The organism is Bacteroides intestinalis (genome assembly GCF_003464595.1).
In the GTDB taxonomy this organism is placed as follows: Bacteria; Bacteroidota; Bacteroidia; order Bacteroidales; family Bacteroidaceae; genus Bacteroides; species Bacteroides intestinalis_A.
The window spans coordinates 151417-153876 of record NZ_QRZF01000013.1 but is presented as its reverse complement, the minus strand read 5'-3'; the positions used below and the strand labels follow the sequence as shown (position 1 = coordinate 153876).

2 protein-coding genes are annotated in these 2460 nt (G+C 47.6%); one reads left to right on the top strand and one right to left on the bottom strand.

The window, feature by feature from the left end:
* Positions 1 to 195, top strand: a 195-nt coding sequence (locus DWW10_RS17505) for a DUF4248 domain-containing protein (RefSeq protein ID WP_147350476.1), incomplete at its 5' end; no start/stop codon positions are given.
* A 182-nt stretch (positions 196 to 377) separates the two neighbouring features.
* On the opposite strand, the gene DWW10_RS17500 is transcribed toward DWW10_RS17505, so the two are convergent.
* Positions 378 to 2460: VapE domain-containing protein (locus DWW10_RS17500; RefSeq protein ID WP_259320502.1), on the bottom strand; the 2083-nt coding region annotated here is incomplete at its 5' end.

Sequence of the window (2460 nt, the reverse complement as noted above, 5' to 3'; positions counted from 1 at the left end):
TACTCCAAACGTGAACTTGCCGAGGCTTATGCTCCGAATATCTCTCCTGTGTCGGCGTTGAACCGCCTGGCACAATGGTTCAAGTATAACCTGCAACTAAGCGAAGCCTTGCTTCAGACAGGATATAAGAAGCGCCAGCAGATATTTACTTCCATGCAGGTGGAACTGATATTCAGATACCTGGGAAGACCCTGAACAATTGACTTTGAATAATTTACAATTTAAAATTGGGAGAGGGATGAAAGTGCGCAAGCCGAACGCTTATATCTGCGTTGGCTTGCGCACTTATCTGTATCGGGCAACGTTTATATCTGCGATGGCCTTCTCACTTATCTGCATCGGGCGATGCACTTATGTCTGACAATACCCGGTTCCATTTATTTGAATCCCTTGTCCACTTCATCGTTTTGTATGTCCACCACTTCATATTCCGTGCTTCCCTGTCCATTCCTTCTTGTCCGGAAACCGTATTTTTCCAGTGACATTACCAATGTCTGTATGGTCTGCCTGTTCACCTGTATCTTTCCGTAAATGGCTATCTTGCTGAGTATGGCTGCCGCCGGCATCCACTTTATGCAGTAATCCTGCGGTTGCGGCTTTCGGAAGTATACGAGCAGGTTTTCCTCCACCGGATCTTTCATGCGGTGCAGTTCATTATGCCTGTTCAGTTCGTTTATTTCCTCTCCTTCATACCAGTACCGGTATCCTTCCTTTATCAACGCGTAGGCCTGTGCATATATCCCCTCATAATTGACCGGTGTACGATAATCCAACGTAATGATGGAGGAGGGGAGGAAACGCCGGTTCCCGCCTATGTCCTGCAGACACTGTCGGTTGTTCGTACTGGCAATGAAGGATGCATGCCGTATGAAATTGTATGCCTGCATGTCGTATGCTTTCCGCTCCGTCACACTTTCCTGTGTGATGACCCGTTTCAATCCAGCCAGATCGCCTATCCTGGCCCCTTCGAATTCTTCCATATTGATGATGAGGTGCGTGCTGAGCAGCAGTTGGTGGTCCTTGTTGTCCGGGTTCACCATTCCGTTCCGGTAATACTCCCTCCACTGGGGAGGTAACAGCCTGCGTATCCAGGTACTTTTTCCTTTTCCCTGTTCGGAGTACAGGATGATTACAAGATGGTTGACCTGCTCGTCCTGCAGTGCACATGCCAGCATTCCCACGAACCACCTTCGGAAACTTTCCTTCCAGAACTCCTGGTCTTCCGCCTGTACCGTATCCGCCAGCCGGCCGATATAATCAGTCTCCCCATCCCAGGGTTCCAGTTTTTCTATATAGTCTGTGAACGGGTTGAAATCCCTTGCATAGGTGGAGTCAATGACTGCCTGCAGATAATTCCTGAAACACTTGATTCCTGCCAGTTGCAAGGCCAGGAATATGGAGTTGTAGCTTCTTGCCCTCATAGGTCGGAACCTGCCTTTCCATCCCTCTTCTTTCTCATCGAAGTTTAGGTATTCCAGCCTGTCCAGTATTACATTCCTTCGGATATCATAATGTGCCTTCAGGAAGTCGAGTACTTGGTTGATGATATCCGGCTTCTCTTCCTTATGATGGATAGCTGCTTCCTCCGTCTTGTCGGTATAGATGTATGCATTATGTATGGGTACAGCCACATCGAACCCTTCATAGCCGAAATTTTCCTGAGCCAAACGAATTGCCACGCCCTCTTCCAATGCTTTTGCATAACATTTGTTTCCCAGAGCGAATATGAAGCTGTCCCTGCTTCCCGGTTCGAATTTAGCAATCCTCTTTACTGCGAGTACCGCCTTGTTGAATTCCATCCTTTCCCACGGCTCAGCTTCCGCCTTATCCTTTATCACCTTATCACTTACCACCTTATCACTCTCACTCATCGCCTTTCCACTCATCTTTCTCCCTGTCTGCGGTCTTTCAGGCGGCACAATACCGGTCAGCATCTCATCGACCTCTTTCATAAGTTCTTCATTCAGGTATGCCTTTTCATCGAAAGATGTGAAGAATCCCCTTGAAATATCCTTTCCGCTTCCGTCCACTTCCACACCCAGTAACTTTTCATAGTATTCCTTGCAGGCATCATACATCATCCTGTGATATTTCTCCAACGCAGCAAAATCCTTTTCTCCGTTAAAGAATGTCTCCCTGAGAGTGGTGGCATCTTCCGTCTGCAGGAACACGAATATCTTGAATCCATGTGCCTTTGGAGTGAGGAAACTGCCCAGCGTGTTAGGATCCTTGTTGATTTTCTCCCTCAAGTCTTCCAACTTCTCTTCGGGCTGGTCGTCAATGTCCAACAGGATAACGTGCGTGTACCTTGTGATACTGTAAGCTTGTCTTTTTTCGCTGTATCCTGCCGTGACGGTGTAGAATGGCAATTGCTTCTTCACATTGTTTGCCTCTTCCGTCTTTCCCTGGCTGACGAGCAGCCTTATCTTGAATACAAGTTTAGCGTGTACTCCCTTTGTG